22 protein-coding genes and 1 pseudogene are annotated in these 22,369 nt (G+C 54.6%); 15 read left to right on the forward strand and 8 right to left on the reverse strand.

From position 1 onward, the window contains the following. Positions 1-160 precede the first annotated feature (160 nt). The 11 genes and pseudogenes from DVA44_RS15535 to DVA44_RS15580 all read left to right on the forward strand — a co-directional run bounded on the left by DVA44_RS15535 (position 161) and on the right by DVA44_RS15580 (position 8,803). On the forward strand, positions 161-829 hold the full coding sequence (locus DVA44_RS15535; protein ID WP_114387476.1) for a transcriptional regulator: 669 nt from the start codon (positions 161-163) through the stop codon (positions 827-829). After that, entirely contained in the window at positions 819-1,622 is an 804-nt protein-coding gene (locus DVA44_RS15540; protein WP_114387477.1) for a PhzF family phenazine biosynthesis protein, read from the forward strand. Before DVA44_RS15535 ends, DVA44_RS15540 begins: the two co-directional genes overlap by 11 nt. 121 nt (positions 1,623-1,743) lie before the next feature. After that, complete coding sequence (locus tag DVA44_RS15545) at positions 1,744-2,082, forward strand: multidrug efflux SMR transporter (protein WP_114315391.1); 339 nt, start codon at positions 1,744-1,746, stop codon at positions 2,080-2,082. Between the two features lie 14 nt (positions 2,083-2,096). Further along, positions 2,097-2,420 carry a multidrug efflux SMR transporter gene (locus DVA44_RS15550; RefSeq protein WP_114315392.1) on the forward strand — a complete coding sequence of 108 codons (324 nt, stop codon included), beginning with the start codon at positions 2,097-2,099 and terminating at the stop codon, positions 2,418-2,420. Between the two features lie 12 nt (positions 2,421-2,432). Beyond that, positions 2,433-4,334, forward strand: a pseudogene (locus DVA44_RS15555) (pyruvate formate lyase family protein); the annotation flags it as partial. Then, positions 4,335-4,814: a glycine radical domain-containing protein gene (locus tag DVA44_RS26080; protein ID WP_246843640.1), complete on the forward strand. Its 480-nt coding sequence runs from the start codon at positions 4,335-4,337 to the stop codon at positions 4,812-4,814. It begins immediately after the preceding pseudogene. Further along, positions 4,777-5,736, forward strand: coding sequence for a glycyl-radical enzyme activating protein (locus DVA44_RS15560; protein ID WP_114387478.1), 960 nt, complete (start codon positions 4,777-4,779; stop codon positions 5,734-5,736). Before DVA44_RS26080 ends, DVA44_RS15560 begins: the two co-directional genes overlap by 38 nt. Before the next feature lie 191 nt (positions 5,737-5,927). After that, positions 5,928-6,146, forward strand: a complete 219-nt coding sequence (locus tag DVA44_RS15565; protein ID WP_114387479.1) for a YgdI/YgdR family lipoprotein — start codon at positions 5,928-5,930, stop codon at positions 6,144-6,146. Positions 6,147-6,221: 75 nt separating this feature from the next. Beyond that, a complete protein-coding gene (locus DVA44_RS15570) occupies positions 6,222-6,446 on the forward strand; it encodes a hypothetical protein (protein WP_114387480.1) in 225 nt (74 codons plus the stop codon). A gap of 173 nt (positions 6,447-6,619) precedes the next feature. Further along, positions 6,620-7,504 carry an SDR family oxidoreductase gene (locus tag DVA44_RS15575; RefSeq protein ID WP_114315395.1) on the forward strand — a complete coding sequence of 295 codons (885 nt, stop codon included), beginning with the start codon at positions 6,620-6,622 and terminating at the stop codon, positions 7,502-7,504. A gap of 288 nt (positions 7,505-7,792) precedes the next feature. Further along, positions 7,793-8,803 carry a hypothetical protein gene (locus DVA44_RS15580; protein ID WP_114387481.1) on the forward strand — a complete coding sequence of 337 codons (1,011 nt, stop codon included), beginning with the start codon at positions 7,793-7,795 and terminating at the stop codon, positions 8,801-8,803. Between the two features lie 180 nt (positions 8,804-8,983). Here DVA44_RS15580 and DVA44_RS15585 read toward each other — a convergent pair whose 3' ends face one another. From DVA44_RS15585 to DVA44_RS15595, 3 genes are all read right to left on the reverse strand, one after another. Further along, a complete protein-coding gene (locus DVA44_RS15585; protein ID WP_114387482.1) occupies positions 8,984-10,915 on the reverse strand; it encodes a bifunctional diguanylate cyclase/phosphodiesterase in 1,932 nt (643 codons plus the stop codon). Positions 10,916-10,932: 17 nt separating this feature from the next. After that, positions 10,933-11,427: a molybdopterin-dependent oxidoreductase gene (locus tag DVA44_RS15590; protein WP_114315397.1), complete on the reverse strand. Its 495-nt coding sequence runs from the start codon at positions 11,425-11,427 to the stop codon at positions 10,933-10,935. Between the two features lie 327 nt (positions 11,428-11,754). Next, positions 11,755-12,615 carry a DMT family transporter gene (locus tag DVA44_RS15595; protein WP_114387483.1) on the reverse strand — a complete coding sequence of 287 codons (861 nt, stop codon included), beginning with the start codon at positions 12,613-12,615 and terminating at the stop codon, positions 11,755-11,757. 216 nt (positions 12,616-12,831) lie between these two features. Here DVA44_RS15595 and DVA44_RS15600 point away from each other — a divergent pair, with 216 nt between their 5' ends. From DVA44_RS15600 to DVA44_RS15615, 4 genes are all read left to right on the forward strand, one after another. Next, positions 12,832-13,626 (forward strand): SDR family oxidoreductase, encoded by a 795-nt coding sequence (locus DVA44_RS15600; protein WP_114387484.1) that lies wholly within the window; start codon positions 12,832-12,834, stop codon positions 13,624-13,626. A 125-nt stretch (positions 13,627-13,751) separates the two neighbouring features. Further along, on the forward strand, positions 13,752-14,318 hold the full coding sequence (locus DVA44_RS15605; protein ID WP_114387485.1) for an NTP transferase domain-containing protein: 567 nt from the start codon (positions 13,752-13,754) through the stop codon (positions 14,316-14,318). A gap of 94 nt (positions 14,319-14,412) precedes the next feature. Continuing rightward, a complete protein-coding gene (locus DVA44_RS15610; RefSeq protein ID WP_114387486.1) occupies positions 14,413-14,649 on the forward strand; it encodes a DUF1272 domain-containing protein in 237 nt (78 codons plus the stop codon). Positions 14,650-14,675: 26 nt separating this feature from the next. After that, the gene (locus DVA44_RS15615; protein ID WP_114387487.1) at positions 14,676-16,046 is read left to right on the forward strand and encodes a Xaa-Pro peptidase family protein; all 1,371 of its coding nucleotides are present in this window, start codon (positions 14,676-14,678) and stop codon (positions 16,044-16,046) included. Between the two features lie 67 nt (positions 16,047-16,113). On the opposite strand, the gene ampC is transcribed toward DVA44_RS15615, so the two are convergent. From ampC to DVA44_RS15640, 5 genes are all read right to left on the reverse strand, one after another. After that, positions 16,114-17,256, reverse strand: coding sequence for a CMY2/MIR/ACT/EC family class C beta-lactamase (ampC, locus tag DVA44_RS15620; protein ID WP_114387488.1), 1,143 nt, complete (start codon positions 17,254-17,256; stop codon positions 16,114-16,116). Positions 17,257-17,351: 95 nt separating this feature from the next. Then, positions 17,352-18,416 (reverse strand): fimbrial protein, encoded by a 1,065-nt coding sequence (locus DVA44_RS15625; RefSeq protein WP_114387489.1) that lies wholly within the window; start codon positions 18,414-18,416, stop codon positions 17,352-17,354. A gap of 11 nt (positions 18,417-18,427) precedes the next feature. Next, complete coding sequence (locus DVA44_RS15630) at positions 18,428-20,857, reverse strand: fimbria/pilus outer membrane usher protein (protein ID WP_114388437.1); 2,430 nt, start codon at positions 20,855-20,857, stop codon at positions 18,428-18,430. 78 nt (positions 20,858-20,935) lie between these two features. Next, positions 20,936-21,598 carry a molecular chaperone gene (locus DVA44_RS15635; protein WP_114387490.1) on the reverse strand — a complete coding sequence of 221 codons (663 nt, stop codon included), beginning with the start codon at positions 21,596-21,598 and terminating at the stop codon, positions 20,936-20,938. A 61-nt stretch (positions 21,599-21,659) separates the two neighbouring features. After that, positions 21,660-22,220, reverse strand: a complete 561-nt coding sequence (locus DVA44_RS15640; RefSeq protein ID WP_114387491.1) for a fimbrial protein — start codon at positions 22,218-22,220, stop codon at positions 21,660-21,662. Positions 22,221-22,369 lie beyond the last annotated feature (149 nt).

Genomic DNA, 22,369 nt, shown 5'->3' on the forward strand with positions numbered 1-22,369 from the left:
ATTTACTCCTGCAAAAACCACAAATCAACTTTTTGTTGATAATTAAACATTATGAGTATAATTTAAGACTGCCAGCCCATCCCTCCCCTGCAGAGGCGAAGGTTCGCGTGGCAAATGGTAAACTCGTGGCCCTGACAATGATCCAGACAAAGGAAAAATGATGAAGTCAGAATATGCAGAACAAATTGAGCTGCTTTCCGGGCCACTGGAAGCTGCCATGGATGCGCTGGCGGGTACGCTCTCCGCCAATCAGGAAGCCGTTTTACACAATCTCACCACGCCCGAATGCTCGATCGTCAAAATCATTAACGGGCACGTCAGCGGCAGACGTAAAGGCGACCACCTGTTATCTGGCCCCGAGAAAGATAAGGGATTTGCCCTGTTGCTCAGTAAAAATGAGGGCCGTAAATCGTTGACGGTTAAAGATTATAAAACCGTGACCGCCTCGGAGAAGATCCTCAACAGCGCCTCCACCATCTACTACAGCGATGACGGCCATCCGCTGATGGCTTTCTGCATGAATGTCGACACCTCACCGTATGAACACATTCGCAAAAGTCTCGACATCATCATGGCCACCGCGCCTGCCGAAACGGATGCAGCCGATCTCAACCTGGGTGGCCTTGTTGAGCAATCAATTCAGGAAATTATTGAAAAATATACCGTTACCGGAAAGAAAATTCAGAAAACGCAACGTCTTAAAATCGTTGCGGAGATGCGCGATAAAGGCATTTTTAAAATGAGGGGGGGCGTGCAACATGCGGCCCAGGCGCTGGGTGTGACACGCTATACGGTTTATAACGATCTTGAGGTGATGAATGAAAAATAGCTATTCGCAACGCATTCCTTTTTACCAGGTGGATGCTTTCTCTCAGGGCCCGTTTACGGGTAATCCCGCAGCGGTTTGTCTGCTGGAAGCGTGGCCAGAGGATGCGCTGTTACAGCGTATAGCCAGCGAGAATAATCTCTCCGAAACGGCGTTTGTCGTTAAGCAGGGGCACGATTACGCCCTTCGCTGGTTTACCCCTGCCGTTGAAGTCGACCTTTGCGGTCATGCGACGCTTGCCGCAGCCAGTGTGCTTCTGCGTCGCGAAGAGACGGGCAAGACGGTGCGTTTTTTCACCCGCAGCGGTGAGCTGACCGTTACCTCTGATAATGGAAAATTCACGATGGATTTTCCCCTCGTCACCCCCCGCAGGATTGCGGCTCCGGAAGGGCTTTTGTCAGCGCTTGGCATCGTTGCCGGGGCGACTGAAATCTGGCAGGCCTCCGATCTGATCGTGGTCATGGATGACGAAGCGCAACTTGATGGCTTAACGCCAGATTTCACCGCCCTGGCGAAATTCAACACCCGCGGCGTGGTCGTGACGGCGCCTTCTCGTCAGTTTGATTTCCGCTCCCGCTGGTTTGGGCCTCAGGTGGGCGTCAATGAAGATCCCGTTACCGGCTCTGCGCATACCTTTCTGGCACCGCTGTGGAGCGACAAGCTGGCGAAAAAAACGCTCCATGCGCAACAGGGCGGCAGCCGTAAAGGAGAGTTGATCTGCCATATTAACGATACGGGCCGCGTGGCGCTGACGGGCGAGGCCTGTCTGGTCATTGAGGGGGTATTTATTATTTAAACAGACCTTTTTTACAGTATTAACTTAATTCAACGAGAATAGAATAAGCGGATTAAATTCTGCCTGGCATCCTGTTACCTGAACCAAACACTATTGGTGACTTATAACCAAGGATAATCCAATGACTTTAACCAGATGCGTTACTGCGCTTATTGCTGCTGTATCCATTGAAATCGTCGCGACAACATTATTATCGCTTTCTGACAGTTTTAAAATTATCTCCGTTGGTGTACTGGCTATTATCTGTTATGGCGTTAGCTACTATTTTTTATCTCTCGCCCTGAGGAGAATTCATATAGGTGTAGCCTATGCTATTTGGTCTGCGGTCGGGATCATAAGTATTACCTTTATACAAACCCGTTACTTTGATTTCACCCTGACACAGGATTCGTGGATAGGTGTGGGTATGGTTATTATTGGCACATTAATTCTCAATCTTGCTATCAAACAAAAAAGATAACAGTGTGGTTTTAAATGGTGAATATTTTATTTGGCTTTTTCTGGCTTTTTATTTCCGTCTCAATGGAAGTGATTGCCACCTTAATGCTGCCGCAAACGAATACATTCAAAAATACGCTGATAACGGTTCTTTGCCTGATTTGTTACGCGACATCCTTTTTTGCCCTGTCGATGCTAATGGGCTGGATTTCACCGGTTGTCGCCTATGCCGCCTGGTCAGGAACCGGCATTGTGATGATTTCACTCCTGAGCAGCATCTTTTATCAACTGCGCAGCAGCGCCCTGGAAAAGGTGGGGATCGGCTGCATCGTCGCCGGACTCATCGTGATTGCGTTTTAAAGGATCGACAGTATGAATAGCAAACCCCTTCCACCGCGTGTGGAACGGCTACGCGACGCCTTTTTGCAGGCGAAGCCCTTTATTTCTGCCCATCGTGCCCTTAGCGTCACCCGGGTTTATCAGGCCAATCCGGGAATGGATAATATTCTGCTCAGGGCGTTAGCGTTTCGTCATGCCTGCGAGAACGCGCCTTTATATGTCGCCGAAAACGAGCTTATCGTCAGCCACCCTGCCGGCGGCGCGCGCGGGGGTGAAGTTTCGCCGGAAATAAGCTGGCGCTGGGTGGCCAACGAGCTGGATAACCTCCCTTTCCGGGCCCAGGATCCCTACCAGATTGACGACGAAACGAAACGTATCCTGCGGGAAGAGGTATTTCCTTACTGGCAAGGCCGCTCACTGGATGAGATGGCGGAGACGCAGCTAAAAACCGTCGGGCTGTGGGAGTGGTGTCATGACGATGCGATATGCGACGTCACGATTAAAACACAAAACGGCGGCGGTGACGCTTGCCCGGGCTACGACAATATTCTGCTGACCAAAGGGATAAAGGGAATACGGGATGAGGCAGCCGCGCACCTGGCCGCCCTCGATCCCGCCACCTCCGACGGCATCGAGGCGTTTAATTTTTATACCGCCGTGCAGCACACCTGTAACGGCGTGATGGCTTACACCCGGCGCTATGCACGCTATCTGCGCCAGCTGGCCGGGGCCGAGACCCGCCCCCTTCGCCGGAAAGAACTGCTGCATATTGCCACGATTTGCGAGCGTGTCCCTCAACATCCTCCGCAGCATTTTTACGATGCCCTGCAGGCTATCTGGTTTGTGCATTCGCTGTTTATGCTGGAAGAGAATCAGACCGGGATCTCCCTTGGCCGCGTCGATCAATATCTCTGGCCGTTGCTGGAGCGCGATCTCAGTGACGGAACCTTAACGCATGCCCAGGCTGAAGAGCTGCTTTGCTGCTGGCTGATTAAGATGGCGGAAACCCTGTGGATTTGCAGCGAATCGACGGCGATGTATTTCGCCGGGTATCAGCCTTTTATCAACCTCGTGGTAGGCGGACAGAAGCGTGAAGGCGGCGATGCCACCAATCCGCTCACGCTGCTCATTATGGACTGCTCCGCGCGATTAAAAATTTATCAGCCGGGCCTCGCCGTGCGAATTCACAATCAGTCGCCGCAGTCGTTTATGCGCAAGGTGGTGGATGTGGTGCGCGGCGGAATGGGGTTCCCGGCATGCCATTTCGATGATGCGCATATTCGCATGATGCTGCATAAAGGGTTCAGCTATGAAGATGCCCGAGACTAATGTCTGATGGGCTGCGTCGAGCCACAGAAAGCGGGCAAAATGTACCAGTGGACCTCGGTGGGTTATACCACCTTCACCGCAGCGATCGAGATGGCGCTGCATAACGGCCGCTCGCGCGCCGGGAAGCAGACAGGCCCCCGCACCGGCGAGGTATCGCAGTTCCACTGCTATGAAGATGTCAACCGTGCGGTTATGGCCCAGTTATCCGCTATGGTCAGAAAGGCCGCGCAGGTCACGCTCATCGTGCAGAAACTGCATGCGGATCATGCCAGAAAACCGCTGATGTCGAGCCTCATCGAGGGCTGTATGGCAACCGCGAAGGATGTCACCCAGGGCGGCGCGTTTCTGAATGCGGGGCCGGGTCTTATCTGGACGGGGCTTGCCGACTTCGTGAACTCTCTGATGGTCATCAGGACGCTGGTATTTGAAACCTCCCGCTTCACGCTGCAACAGATTGTTGACGCGCTCGACCATAATTTTGTCGGTTATGAGGCGCTCCTTACTGCATGCCTGCGGGTGCCGAAATACGGTAACGACATTGCCGCCGTGGATGAAATTGCCCGCGAAAGCGTGCACTTTCTGGAAAAGGAGCATCGTCAGTACCGGATGCTCTATGCACCTTTTGCATTCGGCACGCTCTCCATCTCGAACAATACGCCGTTCGGGCTAATAACCGGCGCCCTTCCATCCGGTCGCCTTGCGGGCAAGCCGCTGGCGGATGGAATAAGCCCGGCCCAGCAGACGGATTATCTGGGCCCCACCGCGATCATCAACTCGGTCAGCCGAATCAATGTTGAAGAGATGGATATCGGTATGGTCCATAACATCAAGCTTATGTACGGCATGCTGGAAACGCCGGAAGGGCAAAACAGCCTTATCCATCTGCTGCGGACAGCCAGTATCCTGGGAAATGCCCAGTTGCAGTTCAGCTACCTGGATGATGAAACGCTGCTGAAGGCGCAGCAAAATCCGGCGGAGTACCGCAACCTGATGATCCGTGTCGCAGGATACAGCGCCTTTTTCGTTGAATTAAGTAAAGAGGTGCAGGATGAGATCATCAGCCGAACCACTCAACGTCGCTTCTGAGCCGACATCCGGCTGGATAACACATATTCAGCGGTTTTCGCTGCATGACGGACCGGGGATCCGCAGCGTTGTGTTTCTGAAAGGCTGCCAGATGCGCTGCCGCTGGTGCGCCAACCCGGAAGCACTCAACACCGGCAGCGAGATCTTCTGGCATGCTGAGCGCTGCCTTCACTGTGGAAAATGTGCCCTGCATTGTCCGGCCGGCGTACATCGTTGGGTGGACGGTGTGCACACGCTTGATCGCTCGCGTCAGTGCCAGGGTTGCAGGCGATGCGAGGAGCGCTGCCCGGCTGGTGCACTTAATGTTACAGGGGAAAAACTGACCTCAGAGGCCGTTTTTAAACGCGTCATGGCGGATGAAACCTGGTTTCGTCAGTCCGGAGGCGGCATCACCCTCAGCGGGGGTGAAGTCTGTACCCAGCCCGATTTTGCCAGACAACTCATCCAACGAATTAGCGCAGAGGATATTCACACGGCAATTGAAACCGCCGGGTACGCCCCGTGGCGCGCCGTTAAACAGATCGCATCGGTTTGCGATCTGATTCTCTATGACCTGAAAAGCGCTGATGACGAGCAGCATAAACGCTATACCGGGGTGAGTAATAACATCATCCTGCGTAACCTTGAAAGATTATTGCAGGAAGATCGACAGATTATTATCCGTATCCCCGTTATTCCAGGCTTTAACGATAGCCCCGAACAGGCTGAAAAATTGTTAATGCTGATAAATTCCCTGACCTGGCATCGCCCCGCGTTCAAATTTATCGAATTACTTCCCTACCACCGTTTTGGCACCGGGAAATACGCCTTACTTAATAAGGCCTACGAATGGAACGACTCTGCTGCAAAAGTAGAAAACTTCTTACAACATACCCACAAATATAACCTACCGGTAAGGGTTTCAGGGGTAATGGTGGGCTAACGAAAAGAGGTAATCATGTTAAATAAACCAGAGAAGCGTGCTGACAAAAATAGTTCGGCTCTCGAACGACGCGTCGTTATCGGTACGCTCTTTTTCATGTTCGTGATTTATGCTGCACTGCTTCTGACGCAATTTAACTAGCGTGCAGCATCATTGTGCCTGTGACAGGCTTGAGTAAATAAGGAGTTGTAATGAAGAAAGTTGTGGCTGTAATAAGCCTGGTGCTATTTAGCCTCACCGTCGCCGGATGTTCAAGCGATTATGTTTTACAGAAGAAAAATGGTGAGATGATTATTACTCACGGCAAACCCGAAGTTGATGATGATAATGGCCTCATTACTTATGAAGATATCGCGGGAAATGAACATGCGATCAACCGGGATCAAATTATCCAGATGATAGAGAAATAAGGTAGCACAGCGGGCAGAGGGTCGGCGGAAACTCTGCCCTGCTTGCATGCTCGTTCAGGAGAGAGGCTAAAGAGGATGAAGAAGATCTTATTTCCCCTCCTCATTTCAGGCGCGTTGATTATTCAGGGCGATTCAGGTGCACTCTGGCAACTTCGCTCGGGCGGCCAAAAGCCGATCCTCCCGGAAGTGAATAAGGTCGTAGTCGAACCGGCAAAAATCAACGCCACACGCAGACGCTCACCCAAAAAACATCTCAGACGCTTCATTTCCGGTATTACCCGTAAACAACCGCACAAATAACCTCATCCCCCTCATGCTTACGGCCAAATAGGGGGCGCTTGTTTAGTGATCTTACAAAGTGAAGACAAAATCAAAAATATATCCAGAAGAAGAATAATCTGAATTATCCCTTCCAGAAAGGTGCGTTCCGTCACAGTGGCTACGCTTTAAATTCATTGATAAAGGAGGTCGGGATGACATCAGGAAACACCACTTCAAAAAACTACCCACAACCCCCGTTTGTGGAGCAGCCGCAGCAAACGCCCGGACTGGCGTCAGAGATGAAGCCAATCCCCGATCATGGCGAGACGAGTTATACCGGCTCGGGCAGACTTTCTGGCAAAAAAGCGCTGATTACCGGCGGCGATTCCGGGATTGGTCGCGCGGTGGCGATTGCCTACGCCCGTGAAGGTGCGGACGTGGCCATTGGCTATCTGCCGGAAGAGGAGTCCGATGCCGCAGCCGTTATTGCCCTGATTCAGGCGGAAGGACGCAAAGCCGTCGCGATCCCGGGTGATATTCGGGTGGAGTCGTTCTGTGAGACGCTGGTTGAGCGTGCGGTGACGGAGCTGGGTGGACTCGATATTTTAGTCAACAATGCGGGCAGACAGCAGTTCTGCGAATCCATTGAAGATCTGACCACCGCCGCTTTCGACGCGACCTTCAAAACCAACGTTTATGCCCCCTTCTGGATCACCCGCGCCGCCCTGCGTCATCTGTCGGAAGGCGCGGTGATTATTAATACCTCTTCGGTTCAGGCCTTTAAGCCCAGCGAAATCCTGCTGGATTACGCCCAGACCAAAGCCTGTAACGTGGCATTTACCAAATCCCTGGCAAAACAGCTTGGGCCGAAAGGCATCCGCGTGAATGCCGTGGCGCCGGGCCCTTACTGGACGCCATTGCAGTCAAGCGGCGGACAGCCGCAGGAGAAGGTGCAGCAGTTCGGGGGAGATACCCCACTGGGCAGACCGGGTCAGCCTGTGGAAATTGCGCCGCTGTATGTTCTGCTGGCATCTGAAGAGTGTTCGTATGCCTCCGGTCAGGTCTGGTGCTCAGACGGCGGTACCGGCGTAGTCTAATTCTGTTGCCTTTATTTTGACGCGCCTGACGACAACAAGGCTAATTATAAAATCCGTTATCCGAAGCGGTAACGGATTTTTAAAGCTGAAAAGCCGTCCGGCGCAAAATTATCAACTATTCTTAGATCGTTGATTTTTGTTTTTTATTTCGGTCAGTTTTACAGCCTTCCTCGTTATAAATGACATCATCCGGTCCCTTAAGGACTTAAACGTTCAAGTTGATAATGTTTCCTGTTTTTCAATCAGTTCCTGGTTCCGAACGCAAAGATTAATTAAAGGACAACAGCTATGACTCACATTCATGAACACGCCACGGTTAACACAACCTATCCCGATTCGCGGCTGCCCCTGCCTGCGACGAACAGCAGCGCCGTATCATGGGGTGCCATCTTTGCCGGCGCGGCGGCAGCGGCCTCCCTGTCGTTGATTTTGCTTATGCTGGGCACCGGGCTGGGCCTGACAACGATTTCGCCCTGGGAAAACCGCGGGCTCGACGCCGGTACGGTGGGTATCGCAGCCATCGCCTGGCTGACGTTTACACAAATTGTGGCGTCGGGCATGGGCGGCTATTTAGCCGGGCGCCTGCGTACCAAATGGGTCGATACCCGTACCGATGAAGTGTACTTCCGCGATACTGCCCACGGTTTTTTAACCTGGGCTGTCGCGGCACTGGTTTCTGCGGCGCTGTTTACAAGCACCGTGGGCGCCCTGATTGGCGGCGGCGCTAAAGTCGTGGGTACTGTTGCTGGCGGCGCTGCGACGGCCACGGCAGCTGGCGCGGCGGGTATGGCGAACAGTTCGTCTGAGGCACCGGGTTCATCCATGGACTATTTTGTGAATTCGATGTTCAGGGCCAGTAACCCTGCCACACCGGCACCGGCCGCACCAGCAAACGGTGCCACCGATCCTGCTGACCCAACCGCTGCACCTGCGCCTGCTCCCGCCACGCCAGCCGCACCTGCTGAGCCATTAACGCCTGCGCAGGTAAGTGAAGTGACCGGTATTTTTGCCAATAGCATCACCACCGGTACCTTACCGCAGGAAGATCGTCAGTATGTTGCCCAGCTGATTGCACAAAAGACGGGTATCAGTCAGCAAGAAGCTGAGCAGCGTGTACAAACCACCTATGACAAAGCCCAGGCTAAATTAAAAGAAACGAAGGAGAAAGCGCAGCAAACTGCTGATGCCGCACGTAAAACCACGAGCTATCTGATGCTCTGGACATTTATTGCGCTGCTGGCCGGTGCTTTCGTTGCCAGCCTGTGTGCGACCTTCGGTGGTCGTCAACGTGATTTATAATTCTTAATTAAGCAGGAGGTTTAAAATGCGCTCACTATTACTCTTCTTTTTAGGCGTACCTATTCCAATCATTATCCTGATTGCACTGTTCTTCCATTAATCGCTTTTTAAAACATAAATGCCCTGACGGGCATTTATGTTTTTTTCTTTTTTTACCACGCCTTCATTCAGCCGCGCGGTTTATCCGTTGCGGATCCTGCCATCGATTCCCGGCTGCGGTTTACCAAACAGATAGCCCTGGGCGAGATCGCAGCCCAGCGCCTGAAGACTTTCCAGCTGTTCCTGCGTTTCGACCCCTTCTGCAACCGCCTTCATATTAAGAGACTTCGCCATACCGGTGATCAGTTTGATGATGGTCAGGGCGTCGTCCTGGTCAGATATCGAATGCACAAAGGATTTATCGATTTTAATTTTATCGAAGGCGAGCTTACTCAACCGCGAAAGGGAAGAATATCCCGTACCAAAATCATCAATGGAGATTTGCACGCCACGGGCTCTGAGCATGTTGAGAGTATTGAGCGGAGTATCGTTATCGGTAAAGAGAGAGGATTCCGTCACCTCCAGCTCCAGACGATTGGCCGAAAGCCCTGTCTCCTCCAGAATAGAGAGCACGATGCCGGCAAAGGCTTTGCTGCTGAGCTGGATAGGCGAAACATTCACGGAGATTTTTGCCGGAACCGCCCAGGTCGCCGCTTCCCGGCAGGCGATTTCAAGCACCGACCTTCCCAGTTCGTTAATCATGCCTGTTTTTTCAGCAACGGGAATAAAGCTATCGGGCGACAGAAGGCCCTTTAATGGATGCACCCAGCGAACCAGGGCTTCATAGCTGTAAATTTCCCGGCTGAACGAATCGACAATGGGCTGATAATAAACCACGAATTCTTTATTCGCTAAGGCCATCGCCAGATCGTGCTCAAGGGTTCTGCTCTCCTGCAGCTTTTGTAACATGATCGGCCGGAAGACTTTTATCTGACCGGGGCCCTCTTTTCTAGCTTCATACAGGGCCAGATCGGCAAATTTATAGAGAAAGTCGGAGCGGCGCTCCGTGTCTGAGATAACAATCCCGACACAGGTGGCGATATTAATGATGGTGTTATAAATAGTGTACGGCTGGTTGATGGAAGCACATATTTTTCGCGCGCGCGAAACGGCGCTGCTCTCTGTCAAACCGCTTGAGAGAAAGGCAAACTCATCCCCACCTAAGCGATAAAGCGTATCGGATGTCAGGCTCATGGCAATCAGGCGTTCGGAGATCTGGCGCAGCAACATATCGCCAACATCATGACCATAAGTATCATTGATCTCCTTGAAACGATCTAAATCAAACAGCATTACCGTTACAGAATCATTATTTTTTTCTGCCACCTGAATGATTTTCTTTATATTTTCCCAGAAAAACTGGCGGTTATTCATTCCTGTCAGCGAGTCATGGTAAACATCATATTCCAGTTGCGTATTCTGGATTTGCAACTTTTCCTTAGATTTTTGCAGCTCTTCAGCAAGGCTTTTGACCTGAAGATGCGCCGTCAGAATATTTCTGTTCTGGAAGAATATAAGTACCCCAAGAATGCCGCTCAAAATGATGAGCAATAAAGAAGCTGCTGAATAAATATAATATAACGTCTGTATTTTAAGATTAGCTTTATTGATCGAGTTAATATCATTATCTAATGCACTGGATGACAGGCGGCTTAAAGGGGCATCAAGCAGGTGCATTTGAATCAGGTATGTCTGGAGCTCTGAACGATCCATTTTCTCAAGATTAGCGTCCAGTTCTTTGAGAATATTTTCTATATTTACCGCCAGTTCATGATGGGCTTTATTGCTGGCGATATAGCGCCCCAGATCACCCTCTTTCATTAAACCGCTTTGGCTGAGCATAATGTCAAGACGCAAGCGCACGTCGTCTATCGTCAATGCGTCAATACCGTTGGCGTAAAGACCAAGCGTTGATTCGAATCGATAAAATTCTGATACCAGCTGAGCTGCAGACCATGAGTCCGTATAGTGCGTCAGTTTTTGAAGCTCTTGTTGCCTCTCGTGCACAAGAAAAGAGATATATCCCGTAGAGATAAATAGGAAAAAAATGATGCCCGCCAGTATCCTGTTCATGTTGCGCTTCTGAACTCCTACTCAATATTCATTTTGCTGACCTGCCATGCCGATCGTGAATAATAAATTTGATTATTCAGCTCGTGCAGGCTGTCATAGGGATACACAATGAATAGCGGGCCTTTGTCACGGATACGCATGTATTCACCGTTGACTTTCAAGGCAAGGATAACGTTGTATTTTTTGAAATCACTGAGCGGGATAACGGTGGTATAGTCATTGAGCGCAATGACCTTAGCAACGGTGCCTTTTGCTCCAACGTAATCCATGATTTTTTGCAGCGGCACACCCGTAAAGGTTGTACGTCCATTATACCAGGGCGAAGTGGTCTGAAAACTGACCATCCCGAGTTTCTCAAGGCTGGCGACATCGAAAACGGCTTTACCCTCTTCGTTTGTATTTTGAATATTACCGGACAGGGTTAAAAGGGCTTTACCGGCAGGTTTGGGTAGTTCACCCGCCCAGGCATGGGTGGCAACCACAAAGCTTAACAACATAACAATAAACCGCATACTAACCTCACCTATCTGCCGGATATGAAAGAATTATAATTTAGTTAACGTGCTATTAATATATGCTCCCTGCCTATTATTGCAGCAACAAAATCATTTATACAATAAATCATTAAAATCAATAAGTTAAATTTTTACTTCTTTTAAAAATGATTAAGTAAAGTCTGTACATTTATTTCAGTTAGGGCAAATTTTATTGGATCTGTACAAAAAATAACCTACCCACTTATATAATGCAATTAAACACACAGAAATATAAAGGTTTAAATTTTATCACTACTCAGTGAAAGCCAGATGAGGGCGGGAGAATCATTACCTCCTACCCGTTCATAAACCGTTTTTTTCCAGCTGCTGTCGCTTTTTGTTATCGGCGGCGATAATCATTGCTATTCCGGCCAGCACCGCCAGCGTGCAAAGCAACATCCGCAGATCCGGTACCTCGCCAAGAAATAACACGCCCCCTGCCGCCGCAATACACGGAACGCTCAGCTGCAGCGTGCTGGCGGTTGCTGAAGAGAGCGTGGCGACCAGGGCATACCAGAGCACGTAGGCAACGCCAGATGCCAGCCCGCCGGAAAGCAGGGCCAGGATGATGCCGCTGGCGTCAATATGGACTGGCGCCTGTCGTATCAGGCTCACAACGAGAATAACCGGCAGGCTCAGGATGAAATTTCCGCTCGTCGTTCCCGCCGCAGCCTGGATATTTTTACCGCGCAGCGAATAAGCTCCCCACGCGAGGCCAGAGGCCACCATCGTAATGGCCGCCGCTAGCGGAGGTGCCGTCGCGCCAGGAAGCAGTAAGGTAATAATGCCCCCTACGGCAATAAGGATCCCGTAGGCCTTATAGCCACTCAGTTTCTCGCCTTTTACCACGCTCCAGCCGATCATACAGACCTGAACTGCGCCAAACAGCAGCAATGCACCTGTTGCCGTATTGAGCTGGACGTACGCCAGCGAGAAAAAGAGGACATAGGCGCACAGCAGCAGGGCGTCGATGATTTTCCAGCGTATCTCTTTCAACCTTCCCCGCGCCAGATGCCAGACAAACAGCACTGCCGCTCCCCCCAGCAATCTCAGCATGCTGAAGGTTTCAGGATCGGCATGGCCGTTCTTCAGGGCAATGCGGCAGAGAATGGAGTTCGCTGCAAATGCAGTTAAGACAAAGAGAACCAGCAACAGCTTTTTCATACCCTTCCTGAGAGAGACCGTTCCGGACCGACGGTGGGATCGTGAGTTTGTCTATTCACTTTACTGTAAAACCGCGCTTTTGCGGACGGTCATCTCCACCGCCCAACGCAGAGATTAAAAAAAATCCCGGCGATATGGTTGCATAATAAAACCAAATGGCGCACAGTTTATTTAGTTTCATATTAAAACCACTCTCCCCCTTCAAGAGGTACGACAATGACTACGCAACGTTCAACGGCTTTGATTACAGGTGCATCTTCCGGGATTGGCGCGGTCTACGCCGATCGTCTCGCCGCTCGCGGTTACGATCTGGTGCTGGTGGCCCGCCGGGAGGCGCGTCTGCTGACGCTGGCGGAACAGCTCAGGCAGCGCTATGGCGTGAAGGTCACCACCCTGACGGCAGATCTTACCGATGAAAGCGGGATCCGCGCCGTGGAAGAGATGTTGCGCAACAACGCCGCTATCGACACGCTGATCAACAATGCCGGTACTGCGCAAATGGCGCCGTTTCTCGCGGGGGACGTGGCGCAGCATCAGGCGATCAACATGCTCAACACCACCGCGCTGATGCGCCTCACTTATGCCCTGCTGCCGCGTCTGGCGCAAAACAACCGCGGTACTTTGATTAATATCGCCTCGGTACTGTCGATCCATGCCCGGGCGGGCAGCGCGCTGTACAGCGCCACCAAAGCCTGGGTGCTGAATTTTACGCGCGGATTACAGGAGGAGTTTGCCGACAGCCAGGTGCGTATCCAGGCGGTACTGCCCGCAGCCACGGCCACGGAGATCTGGGAGCTGTCCGGCATCAGCGCCGACGCTCTGCCCGCCGGGTCGGTGATGACCACCGACAATATGGTGGATGCGGCGCTGGCGGGGCTCGATCAGGGCGAGCTGATCACCATCCCGCCGATGCACGATGAAGCCCTGTGGACGCGCTACGAAGAGGCGCGGCTGGCGCTGTTTGCCAGCGCCCGCACCGGCGAACCCGCCCCCCGCTACCTGACACGCTGAAAATTGCGCGGATTGCCCCCCGCCTCTGGGGGGCTTTTTAGCAGGCGACGGTCAACGCGTTAAATCCCGAAATTTGCGGTATATTTTCCCTTTACCTTCTTTCACGTTGATAAAGGGATAAGACAATGCCGGTCGACTGTATTATTACTGCCGCAGGACTCTCCTCCCGCATGGGAACGTGGAAAATGATGTTACCCTGGCGCGAGGGGACCCTTCTGGATGCCAGTATCAACAACGCCCTGCAGTTTTGCTCCCGCATTATTCTCGTCACCGGTTTTCGCGGCCAGGAGCTACAGGCGCGATATCAGCACCGGGAAAATGTCACCCTGGTTCATAATCCCGATTACGAAAACGGACTGGTCAGTTCGGTGATAACCGGTGCCCGGGCGGTAAGCACGGATTACTGTTTTATTACCCCTGGCGATCTGCCCTGCCTGGACGGGGAGATTTACCGCCAACTGTGGGCATTTCGCACCGGGGGGGCGATCCTGCCGCACTATCACGGTACGCCCGGCCACCCTGTGTTGATTGATCGCGCCAGCCTGCAACAGGCGATCTCCCGTCCGGCTATCCGCAGCATGCGCCAGGCCCTGATGCAGGGTAAACACCAGCACGTGGCCCTCGATCGCCCGGAGATTATTGTTGATATCGATACCCCTGACGATTTCAGAAGCGTGCAACAAGGGAGTTAACGCTCCCCGCGTCACGTTACTATTATACTGTCGCGGCTTTTTTTACTCTCTGGCATAGTGAAAAGAAGGCCCCTCACCCAACAGGATAAGAACCATGCTTGAACTCCGCCCGAACTGCGAATGGTGCGATCGTGACCTGCCTCCTGATGATCTGGACGCGCGGATCTGCTCCTTTGAGTGCACCTTCTGCGCGACCTGTGCCGACACCCACCTTAACCATCGCTGCCCTAACTGCCAGGGGGAGCTGGTGCGCCGCCCGGTGCGTCCGGCAAATAAGCTGGTAAACGCGCCGGCCTCCACCGTGCGGGTTCATGCGCAAAAAAGCGCCTGAACCGCCTTCTGACGACGAGAGAAACCATGATCCAGCTGCAGACCATTCCTGCGCCACGTACCTTCACCGATGTGGCTCCGGTGTTGCTTACCGATGCCACCCTGCTTGAGCGCAAAAATAAAGTGCTGGCCCGCATCAACAAGGCGGGCTATGACGCCCTGGTGATCTATGCCGACAAAGAACACGGCAGCAACTTTGAGTACCTGACCGGGTTTGTGCCGCGTTTTGAGGAGGGTCTGCTGATTCTGGAAAAGAGCGGCGCGGCGACGGCGATCCTCGGCAATGAAAATCTGAAGATGGCCCGCCATTCCCGCATTCCGGTTACCCTCAGACACTGCCCGTTCTTCTCGCTGCCCAACCAGCCGATGGATAATGAAATCTCGCTGGAGTCGCTGTTTCGCGAAGCGGGTCTGCATGCGCATGGCCGAATCGGACTGGTGGGCTGGAAGATGTTTACCGCAGCCGGGGCGGATAACAGGCCGCTTTTCGATCTGCCTTATTTTATCGTCGAAGCGCTGAAAAACAGCACCGATGCGACCCTTGAGAACGCCACACACCTGTTTATCGGCGGCGATAACGGCGCCCGCATCACCAACAACGAGAACGAAATCGCGCATTATGAATATGGCGCAAATCTGGCCTCGACCTGCATCCTGAACGCCATGGACGCGGTGGAGTCGGGGATGCGCGAAACCGAACTGGGGGCGCGGCTGGCGGCAGAGGGCCAGTATCAGACGGTGGTGACCATTGCCGCCGCCGGACAGCGTTTTGAGAAGGCAAATTTCTACCCCACCTATAAAAAGCTGGAGCGCGGGCAGCCGCTGTCGATGACCACCGGCTTTAAGGGTGGGCTATCCAGCCGGACCGGGTTTGTGATTGCTGACGAGAGCGAGCTGCCGGACGGCCAGAAAGATTATCTGGATCGGGTGGCGAAACCCTATTTTGCCGCCCTCGCCAGCTGGCTTGAGCAGATTAAAATCGGCATGCCGGGCGGCGAGCTGTATGCCCATATCGAACAGGTGCTCAATAAAGCGCAATATGGCTGGCATCTTAATCCCGGGCACCTTAGCGCCGACGAGGAGTGGATGTCCTCCCCCATTTACCCGGGCTCTGCCGAGACGTTAAAAAGCGGCATGATCCTGCAACTCGATATTATCCCCTCGGTTCCTGGCTATACCGGCGTAAGCGCCGAGGAGAGTGTCGCCCTGGCGGACCAGGCCTTGCAGGAGAAAATTCAGGCGGCGTACCCGGATCTGTGGGCGCGGATTACCAGCCGCCGGACGTACATTCGCGAGGTGTTAAACATCAATCTGGCGGATGAGGTGATCCCGCTCTCGAATACGGTGGGTTATCTTCGTCCGTTCCTGCTGGCGAAGGAGATGGCGTTTACCTGTTGAAGTTTGTTGGTGCTCCGCTATTGGCCCGGCAAGCGTAGCGCTGCCGGGCCTTTGAGGGCAATCAACCTTACTGCAATGCTGCAAGAATGCGGTACGCTGCCTTGACCCGCTCGCTGTTGGGGTAACTTTTATTCGCCAGCATCACAATGCCAAGGTTCTTCTCAGGGATAAAGGCGATGTAGCTGCCGAATCCGCCGGTCGAGCCGGTTTTGTGTACCCATGAGGCCTGCACCGGCGGCTGTGGAGGCGCGATAGCGGTGGCCTCGCGGGCGGCCAGGGCATATTTATTATCGGCCCCCTGCTCCAGCGTCCGGGAGGAGACCGGCCAGTTGAGCATCTCCCAGCCCAGCCCCTGATACATATCCCCCACCTGCCAGTAGCGTGACTGGGCAATCTCCACCCCTTTTTTCAGCGATGCGTCTTTAATGCTGTCCGGTTGCAGGTTGGCCTGTAGCCAGCCTGCCATATCCACGATGGAGGTTTTTACCCCGTAGGCTTCGGCATCAAGCATCCCTGGCGAGACGTGCACCGCCTTACCGTCCCGGTAGCCCCAGGCATAGTTCGCCTGTTCGCTTGCCGGTACGGTTACCCAGGTGTGGCTCAGCTTCAACGGCTCCAGCACCCGGCGGGTGAGCGCCTGCTCGAAACTCATCTTTGAGGGCTTAACCGCCAGGGCGCCGAACAGGCCAATACTGGCGTTGGCGTAGAGGCGTTTAGTACCCGGCGTCCATGCTGGCTGCCAGGTCTGATAGTACGTTTGCAGCGCTGCGGCATCGGTCACGCTCTCCGGTACCTGGAGCGGGAGTCCCCCTGCGGTGTAGGTCGCCAGATGCAGGAGGCTGATGCCCTGCCACTGCTTGCCTGACAGCGCGGGCCAGTACTTGCTGGCCGGATCGTTGAGGGCAATTTCCCCGCGCGCCACCGCATCGCCGCCGAGCACCCCGGTAAAGGTTTTACTCACCGAGCCCAGCTCAAACAGGGTTTGCCGCGTGACGGGCTTTTTCCCGGCGACATCGGCCAGCCCTTGCGTGAAGAAATAGGTCTGGCCCTTGTAGATGACCGCAACGGCCATGCCCGGGATCGACTGGTCGTTCATCAGCGCGGTAAGAGTAGGTTTCACCGCCTCCGCGACCTGCGCCTCCTCCGGGGAAGTGGCCAGAGCAGAACCAGACAGGCAAACGAGGAGCGTACAGAGCAGGGATTTTTTCATCGTTATGATCTTTAGCGAAAAGTGAGAGCGCTATTTTGCAGGCCTGACGGGAAGATGTAAAACGGGCCCCCGTGAACCGATGCCCGTTCGCAGGACTAGTTATACTCCAGCGCAAAGGTGGCAGTGGTGTTTGCCCAGCCCGCCGTCACGGTCGGGTCAGTCTGTACCAGCTGGGCAACAAAGTGGAAAGGCTGGGCGCTGGCCGCATTTGTCGCGGTCACCTGTCCCAGACCCGGCAGGTTTCCGGCCTCGTTGATGTGCAGGGCGGTGCCCGCGACCGGCGCACTGGCGCCATTATTGCCATAGCTCAGCCTGACCCCCACGCCGCTGGCGCTCGACGGTGACGGGGTAATGGCCAGCGTATCGGTGACGCCGGTGGCGGCTGGGGTGCCGAAAAAGCCAATTTTGATCTGCGCCGGCTGCGAACAATAGACTGGAATGGTCAATGTCTTCGCCGTCCCCGCCGTCTGCCCCACTCCTTTAAAATCGGCGCGGTTAACCTTGCCTAAATCGACAAAAATGGTCGGAGTCGTGACATTACAACTGCCCACCGCACCGATATCCACGTTCATCGCCGTCAGGTCGGCGCTGATGGGCGTGCCGGTTGTGCCTGAGCCGGGAATATCGACATAGAGTTTACCGACCGCCCCCAACGGCGAGGCGTTGGTGTGGTTGCCGCTGACCAGGCTGACGTTGCCGGTTTTAAAGAAGGTGATAAACGCCTTCACCACGATATGTTCCTGGTGCAGCAGCGCGGGATTCTCGCTGCTGTTACAGACCTCCGTCTCATGCATACCGGAGCCATCCAGGTAGTGGATCGGCCCGCCGTTACACTGAAAGCCCAGGGCATAGCCGATACCCGGAATGGCCGACTCAAACACCATTCGGCCATTGATGAAGGTCTCATTCCCGGTGCGCTCCTGTTCATATTTCACCGCTATCGCCCCGGCCTGCCGGGCCTCCTGATCGCAGCTAAAACGAAACCCGCTGCCGCTGTCGGCCATGATACTGGTCATCTGGGTGTTGTTACGCAGCGAAGGCAGGTATTTGATGTTCTGAACGTTAATCGTCATCTGGCCGGTATCGCCATTGCAGGCTGCCGCCCATACGCCAGGGCTGAACAGCCCGGCGACCGTCAGAAGTAAACAGACTAACCGCATGGTTAATATCCTCATTGTGATAAACAGGCTGCCTCAATACGCTTTACCGCATCCGGCTGGTCGGCGGCGATGTGGAAAGGCAGCGTGCAGCGGTGGGCCTCCCCTTTGTCATTCCAGTTCACCTCCAGGGTGCCGGTATCCGGAATACCGCTCAGGTAGACCGTTCCGCCGTCGGCCACCATGCCGGTGGCGGCGTTGCGATCGCCAGCCAGCTGGGCGCTGGCGCCAAACGGCACTGGCCCCGAACGATCATGCAGGGTAAACAGCACGCGATGGCCGATATGGGTCCGGAAGTTTGCCTCGACCACCGCCCCACCGCCGGGGATCACCGTCGCGCCGAACTGTTCGACGTCGGTGTCGCTGGTCATCGTTTCGGTATCAAGGGTAATGACGTTTTTGTGCCAGGCCGTCAGCGCAGGCACCACCGCGTAACCCCGCCAGTCGGTATGAACGTTGCTGCCGTTCTGAACAGCCACGTTGACCGCTCCCGGTGCACGCACGATGGCAAAGCTGTCGCCCAGACTCTGCCCCAATGTGATGCCATGCGGGTGCGCGACGATGGAGCCCGACGCCCCCCAGGTGAGCTGGCTGCTGTCGCGATCGTGCCGATAACCCAGCTGCGCCTGGCCATAGCCCCCGTGGTAGTCGAGGGATGCGCCGCTGTTACTCCCCTGCCCCTGGCTGGCGTAGCCCTGTTGCACGGCGTAGTAGAGATTCGGGCTCTTCGGCACCGAGCCATACATCGACACCTGGTGCGAGGTATAGCCGCGATTATCCGACGAGGTGGTGTAGCTCACCGAACTGCTGGCAAGCGCCCCCCCTAGCGGAATGGTGATATTGAAGGACCAGGAGCGATCGGGATTATTGTGTCCGCTGGACTGGGTGTAGTAGTAGCCCAGCCCCCAGGAGATCCCTTTCCAGGCGCTGTAAAAACCGGCATGGAGCGTTTTGTCGCTGCTCTGGTTGTGCCAGTAATCCTGAACGTAAGCGGACAACGACAGGTTACCCATCTCGCCGAGTGTCTGGCTGATGGCAACCTCTTCCCGGGTGCGTTTGTTATCCACCAGCCCGTAACGTTTCTCCAGCCTCATCGCCTCACTGAAGTCGTAAAACCCGCTGGAGGAGTAGCGGTAGCTGGCGAGGCTGAACGAGGTGCCCACCCGGGCAAAACTTTTCTGATACTGCGCCCGCAGGGAGTGGCCGCGGTAGCGCTTGCCGGAGGGAGTGGTGGTACCCGCCAGCGTCACGTCGGTGCCAAGCGAGCCCAGTTCCCCTAAGCTATGCCCCACCCCGAGGGCCAGCGCGTGATAATCGTCGGCCAGTTGCGTGCCACCAAAAAGGGTAAAGGCTGCCGGTAAACCGTAAAACAGCGTGCTCTGGATAAACGCCGGGGTGCGGCTCTCATCCTTGCCTGCGTGAAAGCGCCCGGCGCTGAGGCTGTATTTTATCCGCTCCTCCCGCAGCATAAACGGCACCGACGAGAACGGCTGGGTAAAGGTGCGCTCTGAACCGTCGCTCTCCTTCACGTTGACCTCCAGGTCGCCGCTCTGCGCGGTCGGGTAGAGATCCTTAATGGCAAACGCTCCCGGGGAGACGTAGGTTTCGTATATCACATAGCCATGCTGGGAGATGGTCACTTTGGCGTTACTGTGGGCCACGCCGCGGATCACCGGAGCAAAACCGCGCTGGCTGTCCGGGAGCATCTCTTCATTTGACATCAGCTGGACGCCGCGAAACTGCACGCTGTCAAACACCTCCCCGCTGGTGTAGGTATCCCCAATCCGCAGCTGGCTTTTCAGCGGGGCGACGTCCCGTTGCAGGTATGTACTGAGCGACTGCCAGCGCCGGGTGGAGTCATACTGCATGGATGAGGTATTGCGCAACCGCCACGGCCCGAGGTTCACCCCGCTGCGCAGGTTGAGAAAGGTGGAGCGACCGTTATGGGTGGATTGCCCGGTTTGCGCGCCGGAGAGCGTGTAGTCGACAAACGCCGCCGGTATCCCCTCATCCCAGCGTGCGGGATCAATATCCCCCTCGCGCTGAACATTCATTGCCGCCTGGGGAATACTCAGGTTCAGCCGCTGGGTCGGGAAGTCGAACCGGCTGCTGGCGTCGGGGATGTACTGGTCGATACGGGTGAAGGTCTCCCCGTCGTGCAGACGTTCAAATGAGGAGAACGCGCTGACATTGACGCCATATTCCGCCAGCTGGGCCGCCGTCAGCACCGGCGCAAGGGTACCATTCTCCTCCACGAAGGTAATGTTGCCTTCACTGACCTGCTGGTCATTGACCCAGATGGTGACCGGCCAGGTGCCGGGCTGCTGCCCGCCCGCGGTGGCAAAATAGTGCAGATCGGCAGTTTTTTGCTGCGGTGAGCTCAGCTCCAGCGCCGCCGGATCGAAGTAATCTTCTGCCCGCACCATCCCGGGCCTCGAGAGCATCAACAGCGCAGTGGGGAGCGTTGCCAGCAGTAACGCACCGTCGCGGCGTGAAGTGTTCGTTTTCACCCTCGCCCCCGGTTACTGCTGCGCGGCGTCAGTGATACCGCCAGAGTCGTTAATGGCGCGCCACGTCACCTGCCCGGTGCCGACACCCGTCCACGTCTGGCTGCTCTGAGGCGCGATCATGCCCGGTTCGGGGATCGCTTTGCCGCCAACCGTCAGGCTGTAGAGGGAGACATAAAACGGCGTCGGGTTATGCGCCACCAGCCGGTTACCCTGCCGGGTAAAGGTCAGTTTCTGCCAGGCGTCTTTAGCCTCGCCCAGCCCTTTTGGCCGCCAGAAGAGCTTGAACTTCGATTTCACGTTGATCTGGAGCTTGTTGGACGCCGCTTTTTGCGTTGGGGCGATGTTTTTCACGCACAGCCAGTACACTGACTCCCGGTCTGTGGGTAATGCGCCCCCGGTAAAGCTTATCCGCAGGACGTTCTCCTGCTCAGGATCGAGGCGAAAGAGCGGCGGCGTAACCACAAAAGGCACCGGGCGTTTATCGTCTGCGGCCTGGTTTTCCACCCACGACTGCACCAGATAGGGAACGCGGGTATCCATGTTCGTCACCGTAATGGTGGCTTCGCGTTTTCCTTCCTCATAGATCACGCGAGTTCCGCCCATCACTACCCCGGCCTGCGCGGTGGCGCAGACCAGAAGAAAAGCGGTCATCACAGCGGCAAAAAGCTGTTTCATCGTGCAGGTACCATTGGACAAAAAAGAGAATGAACAGGCGCAGGGCCTGCTCATGCGGGGATCAGTTGTAAACCATCAGGAAGTTTGCAACGCCATTAGCCGCACCCGGGGTAACGGTCTTCTCTGTAGAGACGTAGTCGGCGGAAAAGGGTACCGTGGCCTTGCCGGAAGCAACCGGAACGCTCGCTGAAACCGTCCCCAGGGCAACCTGAGAGCTGGATGCGCCGTTGTTATACAATTTGATACCCACACCTTTCGCCCCACCGGCCACCGCCAGCAGGGTGGCATCAAGGGCATCTTTTTGACCATCGAACAGCACGGCAACCGTCGTCACCGACGCCGGACAGTTATCTACCTCAATTTTGAAAGGGGTTTTAGTCGTTTCGGTGCCCGCTGCGGTGAAATAGCTTGCGCCCCATTTCCCCAGGTCCACCTGCACGTCTTTGCTTTTGGTGGTGATATTGCAGGAGGCGTCGACGATTTCACCGCTGAACTCCACAATCCCGCCGGTGTTTTGCGTACCCGCGGCAGCACCCGGATTCGTGGTCATATTATTGGAAAATGCGGCACCAGAGGCCAGCGTGCCCGCCAGAATTGCAGCTACGCGAAATTGATTCTTCATTATTACGCTCAACTTGACTTGTTATTCATGATGACGTTGACCGATGCCCTCCGGTCCTAAAACTCATCCCTTCTGCGTTTCCCTTTAAATTAAAATGCCTCTCCCGGCTAACCAGAGAGCATTATTTCCCTGATTAATCGCCCTTTATT

The organism is Leclercia sp. W17 (genome assembly GCF_003336325.1).
GTDB lineage: Bacteria > Pseudomonadota > Gammaproteobacteria > Enterobacterales > Enterobacteriaceae > Enterobacter.